Annotated in this window: 16 protein-coding genes and 1 pseudogene; 11 read left to right on the top strand and 6 right to left on the bottom strand. The window is 34.9% G+C overall.

What is annotated here, in order from left to right; genetic code table 11:
• Positions 1 to 24 precede the first annotated feature (24 nt).
• Genes ectA through K3T81_RS14810 form a run of 3 tightly spaced genes read left to right on the top strand, consistent with a single transcriptional unit; the run spans position 25 to position 2,262 of the window.
• Entirely contained in the window at positions 25 to 558 is a 534-nt protein-coding gene (gene ectA, locus K3T81_RS14820; protein ID WP_338044663.1) for a diaminobutyrate acetyltransferase, read from the top strand.
• Positions 559 to 572: 14 nt separating this feature from the next.
• Entirely contained in the window at positions 573 to 1,847 is a 1,275-nt protein-coding gene (gene ectB / locus K3T81_RS14815; RefSeq protein WP_238020791.1) for a diaminobutyrate--2-oxoglutarate transaminase, read from the top strand.
• 28 nt (positions 1,848 to 1,875) lie between these two features.
• Positions 1,876 to 2,262, top strand: a complete 387-nt coding sequence (locus K3T81_RS14810) for an ectoine synthase (RefSeq protein ID WP_238020790.1) — start codon at positions 1,876 to 1,878, stop codon at positions 2,260 to 2,262.
• A gap of 163 nt (positions 2,263 to 2,425) precedes the next feature.
• Here K3T81_RS14810 and K3T81_RS14805 read toward each other — a convergent pair whose 3' ends face one another.
• Together K3T81_RS14805 and K3T81_RS14800 are read right to left on the bottom strand one after the other, a co-directional pair.
• Entirely contained in the window at positions 2,426 to 3,157 is a 732-nt protein-coding gene (locus tag K3T81_RS14805; protein ID WP_238020788.1) for an SDR family oxidoreductase, read from the bottom strand.
• 19 nt (positions 3,158 to 3,176) lie between these two features.
• Positions 3,177 to 3,428, bottom strand: coding sequence for an Atu4866 domain-containing protein (locus tag K3T81_RS14800; RefSeq protein ID WP_238020787.1), 252 nt, complete (start codon positions 3,426 to 3,428; stop codon positions 3,177 to 3,179).
• A gap of 237 nt (positions 3,429 to 3,665) precedes the next feature.
• Between K3T81_RS14800 and K3T81_RS14795 the strand changes: the two genes are divergently transcribed.
• On the top strand, positions 3,666 to 4,550 hold the full coding sequence (locus K3T81_RS14795; protein ID WP_238020786.1) for an AraC family transcriptional regulator: 885 nt from the start codon (positions 3,666 to 3,668) through the stop codon (positions 4,548 to 4,550).
• A gap of 149 nt (positions 4,551 to 4,699) precedes the next feature.
• On the opposite strand, the gene K3T81_RS14790 is transcribed toward K3T81_RS14795, so the two are convergent.
• Positions 4,700 to 5,908, bottom strand: a complete 1,209-nt coding sequence (locus tag K3T81_RS14790) for a Y-family DNA polymerase (RefSeq protein ID WP_238020818.1) — start codon at positions 5,906 to 5,908, stop codon at positions 4,700 to 4,702.
• 333 nt (positions 5,909 to 6,241) lie between these two features.
• Between K3T81_RS14790 and K3T81_RS14785 the strand changes: the two genes are divergently transcribed.
• The 4 genes and pseudogenes from K3T81_RS14785 (at position 6,242) to K3T81_RS14770 (ending at position 11,213) form a co-directional block, all read left to right on the top strand.
• Complete coding sequence (locus tag K3T81_RS14785; RefSeq protein WP_238020785.1) at positions 6,242 to 8,116, top strand: hypothetical protein; 1,875 nt, start codon at positions 6,242 to 6,244, stop codon at positions 8,114 to 8,116.
• A 47-nt stretch (positions 8,117 to 8,163) separates the two neighbouring features.
• Positions 8,164 to 8,358 (top strand): annotated as a pseudogene (locus K3T81_RS14780) (GNAT family N-acetyltransferase); the annotation flags it as partial.
• Positions 8,359 to 8,690: 332 nt separating this feature from the next.
• Entirely contained in the window at positions 8,691 to 9,347 is a 657-nt protein-coding gene (locus tag K3T81_RS14775) for a hypothetical protein (RefSeq protein WP_238020783.1), read from the top strand.
• A gap of 144 nt (positions 9,348 to 9,491) precedes the next feature.
• The gene (locus tag K3T81_RS14770) at positions 9,492 to 11,213 is read left to right on the top strand and encodes a P-loop NTPase family protein (protein ID WP_238020782.1); all 1,722 of its coding nucleotides are present in this window, start codon (positions 9,492 to 9,494) and stop codon (positions 11,211 to 11,213) included.
• Between the two features lie 247 nt (positions 11,214 to 11,460).
• Here the strand turns inward: K3T81_RS14770 and K3T81_RS14765 are convergent, their stop codons facing one another.
• The gene (locus K3T81_RS14765; RefSeq protein WP_238020780.1) at positions 11,461 to 11,820 is read right to left on the bottom strand and encodes a helix-turn-helix domain-containing protein; all 360 of its coding nucleotides are present in this window, start codon (positions 11,818 to 11,820) and stop codon (positions 11,461 to 11,463) included.
• A 107-nt stretch (positions 11,821 to 11,927) separates the two neighbouring features.
• On the opposite strand from K3T81_RS14765, the gene K3T81_RS14760 reads away from it, so the two are divergent.
• Both K3T81_RS14760 and K3T81_RS14755 read left to right on the top strand, forming a co-directional pair.
• Positions 11,928 to 12,521, top strand: a complete 594-nt coding sequence (locus tag K3T81_RS14760) for a hypothetical protein (protein WP_238020776.1) — start codon at positions 11,928 to 11,930, stop codon at positions 12,519 to 12,521.
• Positions 12,514 to 12,816 carry an HNH endonuclease gene (locus K3T81_RS14755; RefSeq protein WP_238020775.1) on the top strand — a complete coding sequence of 101 codons (303 nt, stop codon included), beginning with the start codon at positions 12,514 to 12,516 and terminating at the stop codon, positions 12,814 to 12,816. The genes K3T81_RS14760 and K3T81_RS14755 overlap by 8 nt, the downstream gene beginning before the upstream one ends.
• Before the next feature lie 595 nt (positions 12,817 to 13,411).
• Here K3T81_RS14755 and K3T81_RS14750 read toward each other — a convergent pair.
• Positions 13,412 to 15,325, bottom strand: a complete 1,914-nt coding sequence (locus tag K3T81_RS14750) for an AAA family ATPase (protein WP_238020774.1) — start codon at positions 15,323 to 15,325, stop codon at positions 13,412 to 13,414.
• Between the two features lie 626 nt (positions 15,326 to 15,951).
• On the bottom strand, positions 15,952 to 16,542 hold the full coding sequence (locus K3T81_RS14745; protein WP_238020772.1) for a hypothetical protein: 591 nt from the start codon (positions 16,540 to 16,542) through the stop codon (positions 15,952 to 15,954).
• Positions 16,543 to 16,962: 420 nt separating this feature from the next.
• Here K3T81_RS14745 and K3T81_RS14740 point away from each other — a divergent pair, with 420 nt between their 5' ends.
• On the top strand, positions 16,963 to 20,613 hold the full coding sequence (locus tag K3T81_RS14740) for a YobI family P-loop NTPase (RefSeq protein WP_476703943.1): 3,651 nt from the start codon (positions 16,963 to 16,965) through the stop codon (positions 20,611 to 20,613).
• Positions 20,614 to 20,883: the final 270 nt, after the last annotated feature.

Below are 20,883 nucleotides of genomic sequence, written 5' to 3'. Positions count from 1 at the left end.
ACATGAAAAACAGGAGGTGAGAGCATTTATAATCAGAAGGTAAATTCGGCAGCGAGTCCTGCTGAGATAGAAACAAATGTAACATTTCGTAATCCTGTAAAGAAAGATGGCGCAGCGGTTTGGGAACTCATTAAACATACTGGTGTATTGGATTTAAATTCCTCTTATAGCTATTTAATGTGGTGCGATATTTTTTCCGATACATCGGTTGTCGCAATAGATGGGAGAAAAGTATGTGGCTTCATTTCTGGATATCTACATCCAAAAAAGACTGATACGTTATTCATTTGGCAGGTGGCGGTTCATGAGTCAGGTAGAGGAAAAGGGCTGGCCACCAGCATGTTGAGGAATATATTGAAGCGTACTGTATGTGATGAAGTACGATACATTGAGGCAACAGTCTCTCCATCGAATATAGCATCTACTAATCTTTTTAAGGGGCTTGCTCGGGATTTGGATACGAACTGTCTGATTACAGACTATTTTTCCTCGATGGATTTCCCACAGGATGGCCATGAAGATGAGTTATTGTTTAAAATCGGTCCGACCAAAAAATGATAAAGGATGATTTCATGACTACTGCAGTGATACAAGATACGAAAATGAAAACGTTTGAAGAAATGGAATCGGCAGTTCGAAGCTACAGCAGGGGCTGGCCAACTATTTTTAACAAAGCGAAAGGATATAAGCTTTGGGATACAGATGGTAAAGAGTATATTGACTTTTTTGCTGGTGCTGGAACATTAAACTACGGTCATAATGATCAAGCAATGCAGAATAAAATCATTGAATATATACAGAATGACGGGATCATTCACAGCCTCGATATGGGAACGACTCCTAGAAAAAACTTCCTTGAACGCTTCAATGAAGTGATTTTAAAACCTCGTAATCTCGATTATAAAATTATGTTTCCTGGACCCACAGGTACAAATACCGTGGAAAGTGCATTGAAAATTGCTCGTAAGGTAACAGGAAGAGATTCGGTTATTAGCTTTACAAACGCGTTTCACGGGATGACGATTGGCTCCCTTTCGGTTACTGCGAACTCCTTTAAGCGACATGGGGCAGGTGTACCACTACATCATACGGTATCTATGCCTTTTGATGATTATGTCGAAGATCAGGATTCTATTTCATATTTGGAAAGGTTTTTAGAGGATAGTGGAAGTGGTGTAGCCCTACCAGCTGCCATTATATTAGAAACCGTACAGGGCGAAGGTGGTATAAATGCTGCTAGAATGATCTGGCTAAAAAAAGTGGAAGCACTTTGTAAGCGGTGGGATATCTTGTTGATTATTGATGACGTACAGGCTGGCAACGGAAGAACGGGCACCTATTTCAGCTTTGAGCCAGCAGGCATTAAGCCGGATGTGGTTTGTCTATCCAAGTCAATTGGTGGTATTGGTTTGCCTATGGCTATAACTCTGATTAAACCAGAGTATGACCAATGGGGGCCTGGTGAACATAATGGTACCTTCCGTGGAAACAACCTGGCATTTATCGCAGCTACGGAAGCATTGAAAAATTGGGAAAGCGTAGAATTCAGTGAAGCAGTGCAGGAAAAAGCAAATTTCTTGCGAGAAACAGTACAGAAGCTAATTGAAAAATACCCACAGCTAAAAGGAGAAGCCAGAGGCAGAGGCTTGATGCAGGGAATAGCCATTGAAGAGGAAGGGCTTGCTGGCAAAATCTGTGCGGAAGCATTCCAGCGAGGGCTAATCGTGGAAACTTCCGGACCAAATGATGAAGTTGTAAAGTTTCTCCCACCGTTAGTTATTGATAGGGAAGGTCTGGAAAAAGGCTTGTCTATACTAGAAGAAAGCATAATCCAAGTAACCGCATAACAGAGAGACGATAGAAAGGGGAATAATAATGATTGTAAAATCACTTGAAGATATTATCGGTACAGAGGACGAAACATCTGGTGATAACTGGACGAGTCGCAGATTCTTGATGAAGAAAGATAATTGTGGATTCAGTATGAATGATACAATTATTAAAGCTGGTACGGATAATTACTTCTGGTATAAGAATCACATTGAAGCAGTTTACTGTATTGAAGGAGAAGGCGAGATTGAAGAGGTGGAGAACGGAAAGGTACATCCACTAAAGCCGGGGACGATGTATATTCTAGATAAAAATGATAAACATCATTTACGAGCAAAAACGCAAATGCGCATGGTCTGTGTGTTCAATCCCCCTCTAGTTGGAACAGAAACACATAATGAAGAAGGATATTATCCACTACTGACAGAATAGGTTTACAGAGAGAGCACCTGGCCAATTTGGCTAGGTGCTTTTAATCATCTTAAATAACTGGAACTCATAGTAAGGATCCATACGAGCCCCATCCCATAATTCGGAGTATAGTTTAATATAACATATCTCTCGCTATCATACTATTCACGCATAAAAACCCAAGCTAAACCAACGGTCTAATCACCACTTCATTTACATCAACATCAGTTGGCTGCTCAATTGCATAAGCGATCGATCGAGCGATTGCTGCTGCCGGTAAAGCAATACGCCGGTATTCTTTCATAAAATCTATTGTCTCTTTGTGTGTAATGCTATCAGCAAGCTCTGATTCCGTTACACCAGGCGATATAAGCGTCGCCCGAATATTTTGTCCCGCAGTCTCTTGTCGTAACCCGTCCGTAATAGCACGTACTGCGTATTTTGTTGCGGAGTAAACTGTGGCTGTAGGAGATACTTCATAGGCACCGATGGAGGCAACGTTAACGAACTGTCCAAAACCTTGCTCCTTCATAACCGGAAGTCCTGCAGCAATACCATGAAGAACGCCCCGGATATTAACGTCAATCATTCTATTCCATTCTTCGATCTTTAAAGCTTCTAATGGAGAGAGAGGCATTACCCCGGCATTGTTTACAATTGCATCTACCTGTCCGTAACGGCTCTGGGCCAATTTAATGATTTCCTGCATTTCTTCGAGTGCTGTAACGTCAAGTCTTTGTACTGTTACAGAACCTCCATCTTGTTGAATTTTGGATGCCAGGGCTTCCAGCCTTTCTACGCGTCTTGCGCCAATTACAATATTGGCAGATCTGCTAGCAAGTAGACGTGCTGTTTCTTCCCCGATTCCACTGCTGGCACCTGTAATAATAACTGTCCTTCCTTTTAGCGAAGACATTAAAATTCTCCCTCTCCTATTATTTTTCCAGATATAGAACCATTCCTGCGTGGTACAGGACACCATTGATAAAGTCACCGTCTGCTGTAAAGCCTGTGTCATCGATATATTCGATATGATTTCCTTCGATAGTATAACTTCCCTGGTAAGCGTCCTTGCGATCACCTCGGGACTCCTTATACCTTCCGTTTGTCAGTAGTTCATGCCGGATATGGCCATCTTTGGTGACCCACATGCCGACATACGGAGGTGATACTTGCTCGGTGTTCATTTCCATTTCCCCTTTCATTTTCGAGTAGTGCTATGCATCTGGATCTTAATTAGCTTGCATTATTAAATGCCAATAAAGAACTAGTAACTGAATCGAAATTAATGTTCACCTCCAATTGGAATTGATGATTACAGCTTTATTATGAATTAATTTCTAATCAGGGCGGTAGCTGGAATTTACATGATTCTTGCCTAATCCTCTAACTATAGTATAGTAAGGGTAAAAGGAGGAGGACTTGTGAAACGAAATGAAGAATTAATTGAGACAATTAATAAAAGTATACAAGTCGATGGTACTTGGGAGACAGCTATTCCTGGTTTGCGCTTTATTCGCATCTCTCAGATTTCTGAACCGGTATATTCTGTTTACGAGCCTTCTCTATGTATAGTGGCACAAGGTTCAAAAGTAGTCATGCTTGGAAACAAGAGTTTTCAATACGATCCAACTAGCTATTTGACGGCTTCTGTCCACTTGCCAATCACTGGTCAAGTCGTAGAGGCTTCTCCGGAAGCCCCCTATTTAAGTTTGCAGTTACAACTTGATATGATTCAGATTCTTGATATCCTTCAATCGTCGCAACAAACGGAGAGCCTTAGATGTGATTCAAGACGTGGTCTGGTAATTAGTCGGATGAATGAATCGCTTCTCGACGCTGTTTTTCGGCTCGTCCGACTTTTGGACAACCCAGAAGATATTCCAGTGCTTTATGCCGGCCTCTATCGTGAGATCCTTTACCGAATTTTGCAGAGTGAACAGAACAATACCTTGAAGCATTTTGCGCTTATTGGCAGTCAAGCTCAGCGGATTGCAAAGGTGGTTGAGAGGCTAAATCACAATTTCCATCAGCCTATCCGAGTTGAAGAGCTGGCGAAAGAAGTACGAATGAGTTCATCTTCCTTTTATAGTTATTTTAAGGAAGTCACAGGAATGAGCCCGATTCAGTACCAGAAACAGCTTCGTCTTCAGGAAGCTCGCAGGCTATTACTTGCAGAAGAACTAAATGCGGCAGAGGTTTCGTTCCAAGTCGGATACGAAAGTCCCTCACATTTTAGTCGAGAATATACCCGCAAATTCGGTTTACCACCGGGGAAAGACATTCGCCGTCTACGTGAAACTTTATAAGAAATTATTTCATTCTATATTTCCTTTGTGACGAGCACCTTAGAATTATATGGGTAGTGATAAGTGAAGGCTAACTAAAGTCTGGGACACGCTATAATTGTTTTTTAAGTCCTCTTATTCAAAATGAGATGGCTTTTAATGATCACTACCTATGCTCTATGTCCACCAATTTTCTTACTCCGACCAATGGTGATACCTGCGTTTGTATAGCTAGTGGCACGGAGGATGGCGGTCGTGCCAAATTTGTCACGAATGGCATCCATTGCATAGCCAATATCATTTTTCTTAGGTCGATCTTCAAAAAGATCTAGCTGGGTTTCCCCTTTGGCAAATAAATTCCCTAATGTGACGTAGACATGGCGAATATTGCTTTTTCCATCATAAAATTTGCGGAAAAGTTGGAGACAGACGCCATAAACATCCATCGTTACATTTGTCGGAATACTGACAGATTGGGAACGAGAAAAGCCGCCACCTGTTTTCTTTGAATAAGAGACCCCAAGATGAATCGTTCTCCCAGCTTGGTCAGCTGTGCGGGCACGGCGGCATACCTCTTCACATAAATCCAGGATGCAAATAGGGGCCTCTTCTGCCGAATAATCCCTTAAGAGGGAAATACCATGGCCGAAGCCTTTTTGTTCCGTTTTCGTAAAGTTGCCAAACACTGGGCTAAGATCAATTCCCCATGCATGCCAGTACAACTGCTCTCCCATCACACCAAATCGTTTCTTTAGCTGGTCAAGACTGAAACGGGCAATTTGGCCAAGCGTGACAATTCCCATACGATTTAAATTACGTTTCATCCTGCCGCCAATTCCCCAGATTTTTTCCACAGGGAATGGCCAAAGCTTCTCTTCTACATCTTCATAGCGACACTCGGCAATGCCAACTTTTTTTGCATGCAAATCCATCACCACTTTTGCGAGGAATTTATTATCCCCAATCCCAATAGAGCAAGTGATGCCAAAGTTTTCTAAGATATCTTCTTTTATTTTTTCGGCGATTTCCCAACGGGTCCCAAATAATCTTTCCATCCCATTAACCGTTACCCAAACTTCGTCAACAGAATATTGGTGGATGGCTTCCTTTGGTACGTACTGATATAGCAGCTTCGTAATCTCTGATGAAACGTATAAATAGTCTGCCATATGAGCCTGCACGATGTACAACTCGGGGTCATGTTTCGGTAGATCGAAGAAACGGCTAACATTGCTGATACCATATTTTTGCTTTAGTGCCGGCGATGCGGCCAGGACAATACTTCCCGGTCGATCGGGATCCCCGACAACGGCCAGCAGTGCAGACATAGGATCTAGGTTCAATTTTACTGCCTCCACGCTTGCATAGAAGGAGCGCATATCTTCTGTTGTCAATAGTTTGTTTATGATTAGTAAACTATTTAATCTACTGTTACTTTAAAAATTATGATATTGGATTTGATTACTAGATATAGGTATTCAGGGTTGAGGTGACTTTAAAAAATATATTCTAATGACAAATATACTTGGCTTCTAGGAGATTCTATTTAGGATAATGTAAATTTTTTATAGTTATTAATATAGGGTAAGCTAGCTTTGTGAACTGTTACTTAAATTAAAGAGGCAGGATAGTTGAACCAGGATTTACTATACTTATTTGAATGTAGTGTGATAAGCTTTAATTAAAAAGGATGATATAAAGGAAGATTGATATTGAAGAAATTTAAACATAGAATCAAAAGACTTAAGTACAATATAATAAGAGGGAAAAATCATTTAGATTTAAAGGTAAGATTTCCATTATTTAATTGGATAATGTTTATTTTCAGAACATTAGGTATTATTTTTCTGATTATATATATTGGTTTAGTACTTCAATTAACAAAATTAATAAACGTTGGTGTCCTGCAGGAAATACTATCTTACATTCCTATAACTAATTCCGAAACCAATATAAGACTTGTAATAGCTCAAATAAGTATAACGTTTCTGATTCTTACTTTATTTTCTCTTATCTCAAATATAAAAAAAGAAAAGATTTTAGGAACTTCAATTTATAGCATAGCTTTTTCAAATTCGGTAATAAGCAATATTCTTTTCCTAACACCGTTTATATTTGTTCTTTTATTTATAAATTTATACCTGATGATGACTGATCCAGACTCAGGAAGTATTGTCTTCTTATTTTTGTCTTCAATGTTAGCAATAACAATCTTAATTCTAAGAGTGATCACATATACTAATTTTCCAACTTTAACAAGAAACAAGATCATCGCACAATATTACTTGGAAAATAGGAAAATTATAAAAAAGTATGCAAAAGAATCATTTGACCCAACTTATGAATTGTCTAATAATCTATTTGAATTAGTTAACGATACAGTGGAGAGAATCTGGCGTGATGATATCGAATATAAAAGGAATTTAAAAGTTTTCGAAAAGATAACTGATCTATCATTAAGGAATTATGGAAAGGAGATACAGGAAAACCATACAGAGACACTGAACAAACCTGATATTATCTCTTTATGGTCTAATTGTATTAGTGAATTAGTTAAGAAAAGAAAAATAGATGAAGCCTTAGAACAATACAATCAGATGTTAAGGATTTTTATTAAAAACGAAGTAATAATTTCATCATTTCAGATTGGTAATCATTTTGAAGAAATTATGGGTCTTATAGCAATTTCTAAAGACGAAATTACTTCAACACAATACGAAGAAATAAAGAGAGCTATGAAATTAAGTATGGAGTATTGTTATCTTCTATTGAATAACGATCTATCATACACACGACTTGGAAAGCTAAGGAATGATTTATTGAGAACTTGGGGTATTTATGGAAGGTTCTTTGTAGATTATTATAAAATCCTAAATAAGAAAACCGATTTGACTTCTAATAAGCATTTCTATTCCAATATTATACTTGAGTACTTTGAGGATATAAGGATGATGTCAGTCGATCTCTACCACTCTCACCATTTTTATATTCCCCGAAAAGTAAATCCGAAATTGAATAAAGTAGAGGAATATATCAGGGGCCAATATGATGGAGAATTATTATTAATGGGGATACCTTTAAGTGCGCTACTAATAGAATTGATAAAAGAAGAAAAAAAAGCAAGGTTAATGTATTTCTTAAGTGATTTTAACAGCAAATCTATTTATTTAGCCTGTCTTATTGTTGTAGGTAAATTAATTGATTTGCTAAAGAGTACTAACAAAGACGAATTAGAGAAAGTAAAATTCTATTTAAAACTCATTTTAGCCAAGTTGCTAGAATGGAACTACAATAATTTAAAGTACAATACTCATATAATAAAAGAAACGCTTTTAAGAACAGGCGTTTTTCCCTATTATGACGTATGGTTATCTCAAAATCAGTTTGAAGATATAATGAGAGCTAAAAGCGCAATAGAAATGAAGAGGCATAAAGTTGATATACCTTCAATGCAAGTAAAAGATTCATCTATAAGGCAGCTTTATATGTTGATGAAGAACATAAATGTATCTACAATAAATAAAGAGGTAAGAGAACAGCAGTTGGAGATTGCTAAAGAAAAGGGAATACTGCATAGATTAAGATAAATATTGAATTTTGGAATTAATTAATATGCTGCAAAAATTTGTGTGGAAAAAATCCAATTATTGGTAGGATTAGGAGGTTTTATGTTAGTAAAGAGTATAGGAGAAACGGTATAGGGAGTCTATTGGTACAAAGGATTATTGACGAAGCAAAAAGATATTATAAAATTTTGGTTCTTCATACAGATACCCAACAAGCTGATAGATTTTATACTTCTATTGGATTTTCAAAAGAAAATCTTTAACCAAATTCAAGTCATTTTATTGAGTTTAACAGCTAGAGTGTTACTGAGTTAACAGGTGTAATAGTTGAAAAGAGCAACGTGTTAATATATGCGTTGCTCTTTAATATTCAAAAGTATCCCTTAAAATATTTCTAATGAGTGAAATGGGAGTTAATGTTAAACTTGAGACATGTTATTCAACTATCGGGCGTTTGTTCACATCAAGAAACTGAAAAATACCAAACGAACTCTCTAAATTTCGTTACGACATTTTAATGTTCTAAAAAGTTATGTAAAAAACCGAGGTGTTACATATTGTTAAAAAATATAAAACTGGAAAATAGTAAAGGGGGATGAAAAAAACTATGAATGACAATTTGAAAGATAAAATTGTTCAGGATGTAAATGTCTCATATAGTAACTACAAAAGCTTGATTGATAAATATTGGGAAATTGATTGGAGAGAGATTACCTTTCAAAATCGTGTTGTGACTCCACTTTTAGATAAGTTGTTTATTAACGAAAAAGACATATCTATTATTGATATTTCGACACAAAGTGATAGAAATGATACTGATATACATAATACTCGTTTTTACAAAAAAGAAAAGGCTGCATCGCCAGACTTGTTAATAGCTCGTCATTGGAATTATGCCAATAAAAATAATGACGAAATTGAGTATCTTGCTGTCGTAGAAGTAAAATCACCTAAATCAGCCCCTATTTATAACAATAAGAATGACTTCAATGATCGGGTGAAAACTTATTTAGAGGTAAACGACAAAGTAATACTAACTGATTGTATTAAATGGCAATTCTACGAGAAAGAAGATTTGGTGCCAGTAAAAACTATTAACTTGTTTGATGAAAATAATATTTTTTACAGAAAAGTCGGTGAAACTCCTGAGTTTCTAATAGCAGAACTTCAATCCAGCCCTACTTATGTAGGTAACCCTAAAGAATGGGGTCAGTTATGTGAATATTTGCGAGAATTTTTAAAAGGAAATTAACATTCTTTATTTATGAAACCCTGCACTTAAAAAATCGTGTGCTTTAGTGAAATGAATTGTATGCTATTTGGCTGTCTTGGATACTGACAATAATATAAGTTTTGTTATACTAACATGAAACAAAAAATATAATTTTATAAGAAGGTGTTAAAAATAGAAGCCACAAAAATTATTGAAGTTATGGATAAACTTGACGATTTGCCCTATCAAAAAATACTGTTTGACGGTACATGGGGTGTCGGAAAAACAAAGCATATAATTGAATCAATAGAAAACAAAAATAATATTCACTATATTTCATTGTTTGGAAAAAGAGATATAAATGCTTTATATCAAGAATTATATTATCTCTTATTATCCAAACATGAAGTTAAATTTAAAAAGATATTAAATCATATGGGGAAAATAAATTTATCTAAATTTGGATTTAATATATCAATACCATTGATCTCCGATATATTTAAAGATATTCATAAAAGGTTGAAGACTAAATCAAATATAACTATTATTATCGATGATTTAGAAAGGAAAAGTAATGATTTTGATCTTAAAGAAATATTTGGTTTTATAGATTCTATTACAAAACCAAATAAGGAGATTAAAATTGTTTTAGTAGCCTCCTCGGATAATTTTTCTGATACGACTAAGAAAACATTCAAAGAATACGCCGAAAAATCTATAGATCGTATCTACAAAATTACTACTTATTCAGGAGATGCACCCCAAAAAATAATGGGAGATACTATTTGGCCAAAAATTAGTGAGATTTATCTAGATAATGAGTTTAGGAATTTACGTACCTTAGAAAAAACAGATTTATTTATAAAAGAAGTAATCTATGAAATAGATCATTTTGATGTATTTACCGATAGATTTAATAAGGAAGATATTTATAAGATTTGCTTTTCTGTTGTTTTATTTGTAGTGGAGCATAAAAGTGAAATGAAGTTATTGCCAAAAAATGATGAGGGAAATCTTGATACATTTTATGAGGCGTATAATTCAGAAGATAATATTCCGAATTATATATGGCATTATATATTAAAAAAGAATTTAAATAATAGTATGATGCAAAATTTTACACCGATTATTTTAGAATGGTTTTTAACAGGTGATTTTTCCAAAGATCAATTTAAAGAAATAGCCAAACAGGTTAATACATATGTAGAAACAAGAACTCAATTATTAACTCCTTTATTTATGTCAGACGAACAAATAAAGAAAGAGATTGAGGATTTTTCATCATTTATTGAAAATGTAGATGAAACCATACCTATGAATGGTTATTTACAACGATTGGATGAATTAGCAGATATATCTGAAAAATTAAATTTTGATTTTAAATATACAATTGATGAAGTTGTTGACTGGATAATGAATAATAAAGGTTTTAATAATTATGATGATAATTATTTTGATGCTTTTATAAAAAGAGAATCTAGTTTTGTAAATAAAGTTATATCAACGTTGCAAATTACGGTAAAGAACCATGAAAGAGATAGACTTTTAAGTGAAATGGTCGTAAATACACAAAAACAAAATTTCACCCAAAATGAAATAGATAAAATAGCTGAATTTAAAAGGTTTATCGCTAGATTGAAAAATGATGAGAATGAAGATATAAATAAAGTAATAATAACAATGAAAAGTAATAAATGGTTTCTACCATTACCTCTGGGGGAGATATCGCATTCTCATTGGACTTATTGTCATGAAGTATTTAAATGTATTGTAGATATGGGGAGCTGGGGAGAAGAAAGAACTTTAATAGAGGGCGCAGGTCAATATTTCAAACAAGAAATTAATAATTATTCAGATAAAGTATTTAAATATCGATTAGAGCATTTAATTAAGCAATACTTTTAACAAAATGATTAAAAGTATTACAATAAATTACCGAACAGAAACCAGTTGTGTAGGTGCAAAAAAGAAGTACAGAGTTGTGCAAGGAAAACGTAAATAACTCTGCACATCTTTTTCAGAAAAAAGCCTTGCCAGCCATACCGTAGGTTTTGTCGAATCTAACAGAGTGATGGTCAAGAGGATTAATAGCACTGACTAACAATGACTAACAATACTCATATCAAAAGTTTACGAAACCAGAAAGACGTATCTATATTTCGTCTCTTTCATCCATATGAGCAAGTAATTCTTTTGCAAATTTATGTATTAATTTAATGTCACTAATATCTCGTTTTCGAAGTAAGTTTACATGTATATCTAATATTTCGTTTATGTTAGTACTATTTGCTGTATTGATATCACTAAAATCAAAAAGAGTTGCTGAAGATATATTTAAAGAGTTTATAATTTTCTCTAAAGTGAGTAATGAAATGTTCCTTTCCCCACGTTCGATACCACCTATATATGAATGTTGTAATTCTGCTTTCTCTGCAAGCACCTCTTGTGTTAGGCCTTGGGCTTTTCTAATTATACGAATTCTTTCTCCAACTAACTTTAGAAAATCTGACATGTATATCACCTCTCTCTTAGACTAAGAAAGGGGTAAAAATTATATAAGATGTATAAAATATAAAAATAAGCAAATATTGTACTTATAAGTATCTAAAGGAGGATTATATGTCTCTAATAAGAGCAGAAGTAAAAATTAAAGGAATTAGACCATTACTATTTAATAATTTCACCATTAATTCGATTCCTCTTATAAAAGAAGAAAAACCAGGTGTTGCTGGAAATAATCCTGAAGAATGGAAGAAGACCTACCAGGTAACTTCGGAAGGTCAGTTATACCTTAATCCTGATTATATTTTTTCTTGTATAAGATCTGGAGCAAGATATACACCTAAAGGTAGAGGAACAATGGAATCTATAGTATCTGCATCATTACAAGTTATCGATGAGAGAATTCTCTTGAATAGATTTGTACCAAATGAAGATGAATTAACTAATGATAATTCAAAAGATGTATATATCGATGTAAGACCAGTTTCGAGAAGAGGAGTAAAGAACATTAGATATCGTTTGGCAAGTTCAGCAGGATGGGAATCGAAGTTTGTAATCATGTGGGAGAATACCCTAATAAATCGTCAACAAATGGAAGCATTTTGTTTGGATGCTGGGGCATTTGCCGGACTCGGAGATGGAAGAAAAATTGGGTACGGAAGGTTTGAGGTAGTAAACTTCAATATCTTGAGAGAAAAATTAAATGCCTAAAATAAGACCACCTAGAGAAACTTGGTTTAAAATTATCCGACCAATTGTTTGGAAAAGAGACGGTGGAGTTTGTTGTAATTGTGGTGTTCAACTATTATTATATGAATGCCATATAGATCATATTATAAGCGGGGTGAAAGGCAGTAATAAATTGCAGAATTTGAGGACGCTTTGCAAAAAATGTCACGTACTTCGATTAGATCATAATCATAGAGGAATGATACAAGCTGCAATTAAAAATGAGCTAATTCCGCCAAATTGGAGGAACATGGTTTGGGATGAAGACAAAGAGTAGAAACGGTATCAGTTACCGTTCAATAAGGGTGACCTCCTTATTGCTGATGATATAGGTCAATTTGGTTCGACTAGGTTGGGTCAGGTCCGGTGCGCTTCGGTATAGTATGGCACGTTAAGGTTCGGTACGGTGAAATACATAACAAGCATCATGAAATTTTAGATTCGGTATAAACTAACACGTCAACGGTGAAAGCTATTAAGTTAATTAGCACAATAGAAACTGTGATAGAAATTTTATACTTCGAGTAGACTATACTGTGCAATATAACGTCTCTGGTATAAAAATGTAGTTATAGTAAAGCGATTTTATAATTAATTTCTGCGATCGGACCAGATTATTGAATAATGGATTGTACATTATTATCAACAATTTAAAACGATGGCTTGTATCATAAGTAACTGAGATCTTTCTTGATTCAGATAACATTTATATGAATGTGGCATGAGATATCTTTCGGGTTTGGAGATTCATACAATAACCAAGTTTGGGCAAAGTATATTAATATATTTTTAGCTGATTCAATAAGTTCATTATTATCCATATTCGACAAAAGAAAAAAGCTCTCTAATTGAGAGCTTTCGGATAAATCTTGTTACTCATTGTGTCCTTTTATAAAGTTGTATAGAACTTGACTTAATTTCTGGGCTTCTTCACTTAATTGAGCATACGTAGTTATATGATCAATAGCTTTTTTGCAGAAATCCAACTTATTTACTATAGTTCCTGAATCTGCAGCGTAACTACCTCTTCTTTTCCTAGCCCCTTCTTCAAAAAGAGAATTTATAAAGGTACCTAAATACATGTTATTGTATTCTTCTTGAGTAAAGTCTTTTTTGGCTAGGTGTTCTAGTGTACTCTTTTCATACTCAGCAATTACCTTTCTAATTGTATCTGCGGAAAGTATATTCTCAATTTCTTTACATTCCAAACAATAATACCTTTCTCCTAGAATTTCTTTTAACTTTTCTTGTCGTGGGCGCTTATCATCACCGTCTTTGTCTGAAATCAAAAAAAGAGTGCTACAGATTTTTTCAGCATTCATAGAAGCATGTCTAGCATCAGCTTCTGTTTCATTTTCTAAGAATGACCAATGAGTTATATTGCCACCACTATATTCAACGAATGAATAGTGTATATCCTCTTTAAATTGTTTTAAAGAAGAGTGGTATTCTTGAAATACTTTTAGAAACTGTCTTATATAGAACCTGTCTGTAATACCTTCAACCCATATGGTACAGTTAGATAGAAGAACAGCTGAATTTCTAACTCCAAGTTCTTGTAACACGCTCTTGTCCTCATTACTAACATTTTCTATAGAGAAAGCTGCATCTAGTTCTTCAGTAGGGCTTCCGGAATGTTCTCCTAATTCTTTGTTGAATTTATATACGGATATCATATCTATATCAAGTGTCATATCTAAAAAATGATTTGAATGGGTTGTGAAGAAAAATTGGTGATGTGAAAATTGCTCATCCATAATAACCTCAATAAATTTCCTCTGCATACCTGGATGTAAATACAACTCAGGTTCCTCGATAAATAATAGCAAGTTTTCTTCTAAAAACTTAAATAACGGGAATGTTAGGATGATTAGGGATTGTATGCCATCCCCTAATTCAAATATGTTTTTTTCTTTTTCTGTCCCTATTTTCACTTTTATAACATCGGAATCTCTAACGGGTGTAAGTGTAACTTGTTGTCTATCGAAGAAGCTTTCCGACAAGAATTCTTGAAATTTCAGCATGTTATATCTTTGTTGGACAGTTCCTAATAACATGTCTGTTATTTCATCATAGAGATTAAGCCCAGTGTGTATTTCTAATGCTTTCGAAGCTTCTTTGAAATAATCGTTTTTCGTTCTTTCTTTATAAACATCTTTCCCGGTATCGATTGTATCTGAATATCCTCTAAGGCCACGTAAAGTGGGTATATAAACACGTTTAAAATTTATTTTATAACTTGTTCTACCGGAAGGGGGTATTTCAACAATTTTTGATTGGTATACATTAGGTAATGCTTTTAAGTTAGCTATTAACTGATCCATTAACTGATCACGTGTATCTGCTGCTCTTGCAGTGGCTGTATTTATAGTCACAATCGATGACGTATTCAGTTCATTTATTTCATCAACTAATCTATAAAAGTCCTTAAATAAATCCCTATCTTCCTTTAAAAATGGGGTAAGTCTTGAATCTTCAATCTCACTAATTAATTCGTTTAAATTAAGATTACCGATTCCCCCTAGAGAACTTTTTGTTATAAGGCTTATTATTGCATCCGTGAATTCGATTAGGTTATTATAATACTTCTCAACGTCTACCATTTCTTCTGGAGGCAGAAAGGAAAGACTTCCATCGATTGCAAATATTCTTCTAAGGAATCTACTTTTACCTGAATTATTAGATCCTACAAAAATATTGACTTTCGACAGGTTATTAAGAACATTTAATTTATATTCGTTTCGTAAATTACTATTAACACTTAGTGTTTTTATGTGATGTCCCAAATTACTCACTCATTTCCTGTAAATGTTAATATTAATTATAAGCTATTTCTCGGAAAATTTATCGTTGATGTGATTTTTTTGAATACTTATTTAAAATAGGAATGATAAGATATTCAATCACAGGGCAAATCTTTAAGGAGAAGCAACTAACAAAAAGTCTTTTACTTCGTAGTGCAACCATACTATTCATTAGCTAAATTCCTCGATAAAAATAAGAAGATTAAGCTTTTCATCTTTAAATTATATTTAATCTATGGTGTACGCATTGACATCAAATGTTAAATTCTACGGCAATTATTGGTGAAGAACATGGCAAAGATAATACATTCTTATCGCCGTAATCAATAAGAAAGAAAAAGCCTAATTTCTCCTATTAGCTTAGCGAGTTATTCGATTAAAAAATTCGCCAAAAGAATTAGGAAGCACGGTTAGAAAAGGAATTGGAAGTTATGTAGGAGGAAAACTACCGATCTCTTTAATAAAGAAAAACTTATATATCTAAGGAATTATATTTCAAAAAGAGTGCAAGAAGTATTGCACCAATGGGTGCTTATCATAAAGAAAGATAAGCACCTTCTTTGGTGAAACTAAAAATCCCTATATCATAAATAGAAGGGCAGGACAGTTTATTTTTTGAGGTCCTCTAGTTCATTTTTTATTTTTAAATTTAAATCATCTATAATAGATGAATATTTTAAAGTGCAATTAATAATTCTTTCTTCTATATTTTTAAAAGTAGTAACCTCTTTTGGGAAATATCTTCTACCTTCCTTCTCTTCATGGTATCTATCATAAACCATGTTACCAATATCAAGAAAATCAGTCTCATGAATTTCTTTTATTTTATCCGAGTATTTTCCTTCAATAAAGACCAAATTTACTAAGATTCTCCTGTAAATTCTACCATGGTTCTCTTGGTGCTGATCTTGTTTTATTTTAAATTCAACTGGTGTTATTTCCCCTTTTTCTAAAGATACCATCCTACCTAATATACTAGCAATTTCTCTATTTAAATGAGAAGTATCAAGAGAAATTTCTTGCAGCTTGTTTATTTTCAATTCATTTAGATAAAATTTTTTTTGCGTTTGAACTGTCCATTTTTTAGTAAATATACTACCTAAATATGCACCAATTATACCTACGGTAAGACTAGTAACAAAAGTCGGCAGTATATCTTTAACAACTTCTATATACTCTATAAATTCTATATGTTCCATAAGCATTCTCCTAAACTGCATTAATTACTTCAATACATGTTAATACGTTAGAAGCTCGCATTAAGATTCACTTTTGCTTAAATCCTTACTTACTATTGTTGAACTAACGAGTGCTTTAGTTCAACAAAAGTTATAATTCTAAATGGAATTTTTTATCACAGTACAAGAATACTGGAAATAATTTAAACATCTAGAACACGATCACTTTTTGGGTGTTCGTCTTTCTTATTCGAACCCACTGTGCAAGAGATTTTTCCACTCGGTTAATGACAGTACAAATTTCGAATCAATTACTGGCCGAAAAACTGGATATTGAGCACTGGAGCCAGTCTATGGAGATACGAATTCCGCACTCCCAGCAACAGCCTCCCCTACAAAATGGTATAATAGACATATTCTTATAGAACGAAGGAGGCTTCTATGTTGGGTTCGTGGAAAGGTAGGTGGAAGAGGTGGGTGGTTTGTTCGTTGGAGAAGATTATCGGCAAATTAAAAGACCCTCCTGTTACACCCTTATATGATGATTTGACGCCAAATGATGATATTGATAAGGATGGCATTTATGCTAGGGCCATTCGGTCTGGCTTAGAAAATGAGAAGGTACAAAACATTGCGATTACCGGTCCGTATGGCTCGGGAAAAAGTAGTATTTTGAAAACCTTTGAGAAAAATCACAAGCAGACCTATCACTTTTTGAACATTTCTCTTGCAACCTTTGGGAGTAAAATCAACATACCATCTGGCAATAACGAAGTAGGGGGCGGCCTGGAGGATGAACGAGCGTTAGAAAAGAGTATCCTTCAGCAAATGATATATAGAGTCCGGGATAGGACTATCCCATTCTCTAGGTTCAGAAAGATTAAACATATGAAGAGTAGACAAACGATTCAGCAGCTCTTCTTATTTCTCGCTTTTATTGCAGGGGCTATCTATTTTTTTGTCCCAAATCTATTTGGGACACTCTATGAAAATACTGTCCTCAATCAGAGTGAGGAAACGTTGTCATTGATGGGATCTATTCTATTGCTCTTTTTCATTAGTGTCTATGGTTTTTTCCTGTTAAAACAAATGTACCGATTTTTGCGTGGCAACTTCAATTTTAATAAGGTAACAATTGCGAATGCTTCACTAGAGATGGATAAAACCAATTTTGACAATTCGATTTTTGATAGGTTCATTGATGAAATCCTTTATTTCTTTCAAGCAACTAAATATGATGTTGTGCTATTTGAGGACCTAGATCGGTTTGATAGTCTTGACATTTTTGAACGGTTAAGGGAGCTCAATGCACTTATTAATAATTCCGAGCTTGTAAAAAGGCGCGTAGTTTTTATTTATGCAATTAAGGATGATATCTTTGGCCAGATAGATACAGTTGAACATAGCCGCAACCGGACAAAGTTTTTTGATTTCATCATCCCTGTAATTCCAATTCTACATGCTTCCAATTCCGTGGAGGTGTTACATGACAGATTAATAGAGTCTCCATATATTGACGATATAGATCCGAATTTCCTCCAGGATGTTAGCCTCTATGTAGATGATATGCGGATTCTAAAAAATATTTATACGGAGTTCGATATTTATAAGAAAAAACTTGGGGGAGACCTTGAACTTGATACGAACAAGCTGCTCGGGTTGATCATTTATAAAAATCTGTATCCGGCTGATTTTTCCCAACTCCAATATAGTCGGGGGCTTGTTTATCAAATGATGAAGCAGAAGGATACGATCATTGAGCAACAATTGACGGTGCTTGATGACAGAATAAAACAGATGGAGGAGAAAATTGAAGCGACAAAGGAAGAACAGCTGATTTCTATCGAGGAATTGCAGCAGATCTATTTACTAGGCTTGAATGCTAGAACAGGTAGTTATAATCAGTATATTCGAATTAACTCTACTAACTTTGGGAACAACGCAACCATTACGGCGAGTTTTTTTGAACAATTAAAGAATGCGCAACACGTCAGTTATAACATCGGAAATGGCAATAAAACTGGCACTATTGATGAAATCGCAACAGTGTTTGGTTCGAAAGACAATTACTTTGAAAGAGAAACAAGTATTGAATTAAAAAAGGAAGACAAACTGGAGGCCCTTAAGCAGCAAATCTCGCAATTAAAACGTGAGAAAACGGAAGTTTATGATTTATCCTTAAAAGAACTGATTGCTAAAAGCGACACGGAAGTATTCCCAGCAGAGCTGTTGAAGAAGGATCTGCTCGTTTATCTCTTGCGGCATGGATATATCGATGATACTTACCATCATTATATTTCATATTTCTACCCGGGTAGTTTGACCAAAAGGGATATGGACTTTATTCTTAGCGTTAAAAATTATAAGGCTCGTGACTTCTCGTATTCCTTACAACATGTCGAAAAAATTATTTCGCGCCTAAGAATTAGTGAATTTAAACAGTCAGAAATACTCAATTTTGATTTAGTGGATTTTATTCTAGAAAAAAACCAGTATCAGGAACTTTTCAAGGTGATCCTGGACCAATTGACGAACGAAAAGGACACTTCCTTTCAATTCATTACTGGATTTAAGGAAAGAACAGTACATAAACAATCGTTTATAAAAGCGCTTTGTCGTAACTGGGATAATATATGGGTGTATATCGAGGAAGCATCTAACCTATCAGATGAGGAGATTCAAGTCTTTTTAGCGGATATTCTGCTTTTCGCTGATGTCGCCGATATTGAGGAACTCAATAAGGAGGACAAACTGTCAGCCTATCTTGCAGATCTTGAGGATTATCTCAAGGTGGCAGAGGATTTACCATCCGTAAAAGAACAAGCCATTCTCTCCAGGATCCTGGTCAAATTTACAAATACAGCGCACCTCAGACCGAAGGAGGAATTGTTTAATTATGTTGTAGAGAAAAATCTTTATCAAATTAATAAGCAAACACTGTCTGATATTTTACAGGGAAAAGTTAGCAACTTAACTTATTCTGCTATAGTGGATGCAAATGTAGAAAATGTCCTTGCTTACATTGACCAAAATATAAATGTGTTTGTCAGTGAGGTTTTGTTGGGTCAAGAAATCAGCCAGGAGACAGAAGATGAAATCATAGAATTATTAAATAGAAACGATCTATATAAGAGCTTAAAGGAGCGCATTATTGACCAGCAAGCCTTGCAGATTCAAGATATTACCGAGGTCGATCAGGAATTGTGGAAGGTTCTACTAGAAAAAGATAAACTTACTACCAGCTGGCACAATGTTTTTCATTATTTCAAAGTGAGACAAACCTTTGACGAGACAATGGTTGACTACCTAAATGATCCCTACCACGCCAGCGAACTTGCTAAGTACCGTTTAGCAGATGAGGATGCGATGGAGAAAGAGGACCGCCATATGCTTTCAGAAGAGATCATGAAATCCGAGGAGATTAAAAATGCTTCGTTTGAAAAGTTAGCAGCCAGTATCACAAAATGGAATTTCTATACAACAAATGGTTTACCTGAAGCTCGCGTAAGAATCATGATTAAAAATAAGGTATTATCTTTAACAGTGGAAAACTATGAGGATATTAAAGCGAATCACCCCGAATTACATTTGTTTTTAATCGAGGAAAATATAGAGAGGTTTGTCAATCATCAGGACGATTATGCCCTTAATCTAGAGGAAATCGATGCGTTATTCCACTCTGATGTTCTCGACACCTACAAAAAGAATCTGGTGAAACAAATCGATCCTGTGATCTTATCAGAATCAGACGAGGCGCTCGATTTTGCGGTAGAAGTAGCCGAGTTTATCGTTTATCAGGGTATGGAGGCTGGCGCAGCATTAACAGACGCTCTGTTCGCCTTCGATATTACAAAGAAATGCAAGATAAGGCTTTTAACAAGCCAGGTGAAAACCTTGGAACAGGATAAAATCACAGAGTTATTAAAAGCGCTCGGCCCCCCTTATGCTGACATCACGGAAGGTGGAAAAAGACCAACCATTCTCAATAACGATCTGAATAAAGCACTACTAAGTGAGTTGGATAGAAATAACTATATCTCACAGTTTAAACCAGAAGAGAAAAGACTTAGGGTGTTTACGTATATGAGATAAAAGTTCACTCTATGCACCTGGTTGGCTGGTATGAGTTCGGTATTCCACTGAGCTCAATCCAGCCAATTTTTTTCTGATCGTTCATGGTAGGTACCAGTAGATATATTCTTCAATCCACCTACTTAAGTCCTTATAGCTTACTAATTTCCCCGTAATACGCTTCTTGCTTGAAACGCCAAAGAAATTCTCCATCAAAGTGTTACCTTACAATTGTAAATTTGTAATTTACTGATGTTCTCCCTAGCGTGTGTTTTTTGAATTTTGTTGGGA

It is taken from the genome of Oceanobacillus jordanicus (assembly GCF_022095695.1).
GTDB lineage: Bacteria > Bacillota > Bacilli > Bacillales > Amphibacillaceae > Oceanobacillus_B > Oceanobacillus_B jordanicus.
Note: the sequence above shows the minus strand (reverse complement) of the source record. Positions and strands in the feature narration are given on the sequence as shown.